The organism is Pseudomonas sp. WS 5011, assembly GCF_012985775.1.
GTDB classification, from domain to species: Bacteria; Pseudomonadota; Gammaproteobacteria; order Pseudomonadales; family Pseudomonadaceae; genus Aquipseudomonas; species Aquipseudomonas peli.
Map to the genome: position 1 here is coordinate 1 of NZ_JAAQXA010000058.1, position 2737 is coordinate 2737.

Here is a 2737-nt window from a genome sequence, read left to right on the forward strand (position 1 = left end):
TGCTGATAATCTTGCGACTAGCAGTCTTACCTCACAAGCACCCACACGAATTGCTTGATTCAGTTGTTAAAGAGCGGTGGTTAAGTCTTTCGTCTCAACCGAGGTGCGCATTCTACAGCAGCCTCATTCTCCGTCAAGTGATTTCGAAAATTTCTTTTCAATCTCAACCACTTGCGCCTTCGATCAACATCTATCTTCTCGTCAGCGGGAGGAGAATTCTACAGCGTTTCAAACCGCTGTCAACCGCCTCTTTTACCGCTTTCGATCATCTCGACCGAACCCCTTCAGACTCAAACACTACCTCCTGAAGAGGAAGCGCATTCTACGCAGCTTTCGCTGCTTTGCAACTCCTTTTTAAATCTAACTTCTTGTTTTATAAGAAGTTTAAGAAGCTGCTTACGCCTGAAGAGGTGCGCATTATAGGGACTGGCAAACGAAGGTCAATCAATTATTGCGCTTTTGTCTCAACACCCACGAAATCAAAGACTGCAGCCACTCAGCTAGCCACGCGCCGTCTTCAGAAGCGGCAACCCCTTCTTTAAGCCCAGGTAGAGATGCACTGCATCCATATATGAAAGAAGCGACGCATCCCCCCGAGGAAAGCGGCACTAGCCGATCAATAGCAGTGCTGCATACAAACAGCCTGACCAGATCATCAGCATCAGGACCAGAAGCCCCCCAATCATCAAGCACACAGGTGCGATGCACAAAATTTCGCCACAGAACTCAAACAGCTCGGGGGTGCACGCCGACGAACACCCCTTGTCGAATCTAAAAATCACCGGATACTGTATATAAAATCAGTACAGGCGAATCCTCTATGAGCACGCTCAGATCCTTAGCGAACTACACACCAATTGCACTCACCTTCCATTTTTTGAGGCGCACATTCCCGCCGGCTTTCCCAGTCCTGCCCTGGATCACATGGTACACATGGAACACATGGAACACAAACTATCTCTGGACGAGCTTCTCGACATCAATACACCACACACTTATGTCGCGCTGGTAAGCGGTGAAAGCATGAATGGCGCAGGAATCTTCGATGGCGATTACCTGATCGTCAGTCGCGCACTGGAAGCAAAGCCGGGCGACATCGTTGTGGCCTGTCTAAATGGTGATGTATTCGTCAAACGTTTGGGCCGGCATCATAAGTCGTATGTGCTGCAATCCGAGCACCCTGATTACGCACCTCGATATGTAATTGACAATGACGAACTGATGATTTGGGGGGTTGTGAGTCACAGCCTTAGGAACCACCGCCACCATGCCTGAGGCAGTATTCGCACTAATAGACTGCAACAGCTTCTACGCAAGCTGCGAGCGAGTGTTCCGGCCTGACCTGCAGCACACCCCTATCGTGGTACTAAGCAACAACGACGGCTGCGTAATTGCTCGCTCTGCCGATGCTAAGCCCTTCGTAAAAATGGGGGCGCTATTCCATGAAATCCGTGGCGAACTCGACCGTCATGGCATTATGACTTTCAGCAGCAACTACGCACTCTATGGCGACATGAGCGAGCGAGTGATGAGCATCATAGAAGCGCGCCTGCCGGCCGTTGAGGTTTACAGCATTGATGAGGCCTTCGCCGACCTTTCAGGGATCACGGAGCCCCTAGAGCATCTATCCAGAGCACTCCAAAACGAGATCAGAAAGAAAACGGGCATCCCTGTCGGTATCGGTATCGCTGAAACCAAAACCCTGGCGAAACTGGCCAACCATGCTGCCAAACGCTGGCAAAAACAGACCGACGGAGTCGTCGACTTACGTGATCCGATCCGGCGCGACAAGCTACTTAATATCGTGCCCGTAGGAGAAGTCTGGGGAATCGGCGCACACATGCAAACTCATCTAAACGCACTGGGCATCAAAACCGCCTGGGATTTGGCTAGACATGATGCTCGAGAACTGCGCAAGCGCTTCAATGTGGTGATCGAGAAAACCGCACGCGAACTGCGCGGTACTGCCTGTTTAGCGCTCGAAGAAACTGAGCCAGCCAAACAGGAAATCTGCTGCAGTCGCTCGTTCGGCAAACGCCTGAAAACCATCGAACCGATTCAGGAAGCCGTTACTGCATACGCCACCCGAGCGGCTGAAAAACTGCGTCAACAAGGCTCACTGTGTCGGCAGATTCGCATCAGCCTGCGTACCGGTATGTTCAACCCTGCAGAGGCTAAATATGCCAATGGTCTGATTTTCCAGCTACCCTACCCGACCGACGACACACGCCTGATCATTTCAGCAGCGCGCGAGGGAATAAGCCGGCTTTATCGTAATGGGTTTAGCTATGCCAAAGCTCAGGTACTGCTGCTGGATCTGTGCCGACGTGACGAATACACAAAAGACCTATTTACACCCGAACAAACCCCGAGGACCGAACACCTGATGAAAACACTGGACGCCATCAACGGACGATGGGGACGCGGGACATTGAAGCCGGCACGAATCACCAAACACACAGAGTGGAGCATGCGCCGGGAGATGCTATCACCGGCTTACACGACTCGATGGCAGGACCTATTTAAGGTTAAAGCACAATAGATTTTTAAGTCATTAGAGCCCACCACACGACCTCTCATACCATGGCCACTAGAAGCCATGAGATCTCAGTCGTATTCGCCAGCGTTCTTCATCGCTCATGTCCCGTGCTTGCCGTTCGATTTCGTACAGGCTGCCCATCGCGTGCAGTGCTTGTTCGGCCAACTGGCTTTTGTTTGCAGCGTGCAGATCGAAGAA

At 51.5% G+C, this 2737-nt stretch carries 2 protein-coding genes and 1 pseudogene; 2 read left to right on the forward strand and 1 reads right to left on the reverse strand.

Annotated elements, in window-relative coordinates:
* Window positions 1-834 precede the first annotated feature (834 nt).
* Window positions 835-1275 carry a translesion error-prone DNA polymerase V autoproteolytic subunit gene (gene umuD, locus HBN63_RS21425; RefSeq protein ID WP_345940507.1) on the forward strand — a complete coding sequence of 147 codons (441 nt, stop codon included), beginning with the start codon at window positions 835-837 and terminating at the stop codon, window positions 1273-1275.
* A complete protein-coding gene (umuC, locus tag HBN63_RS21430) occupies window positions 1268-2542 on the forward strand; it encodes a translesion error-prone DNA polymerase V subunit UmuC (protein WP_170050827.1) in 1275 nt (424 codons plus the stop codon). Before umuD ends, umuC begins: the two co-directional genes overlap by 8 nt.
* 69 nt (window positions 2543-2611) lie before the next feature.
* Here the strand turns inward: umuC and HBN63_RS21435 are convergent.
* A pseudogene (locus tag HBN63_RS21435) lies at window positions 2612-2737 on the reverse strand (transposase); the annotation flags it as partial.

Excerpts from the sequence above, each read along its gene's own strand:
- umuC (WP_170050827.1), top strand. The coding sequence starts at position 1,268 with ATGCCTGAGGCAGTATTCGCACTAATAGACTGCAACAGCTTCTACGCA.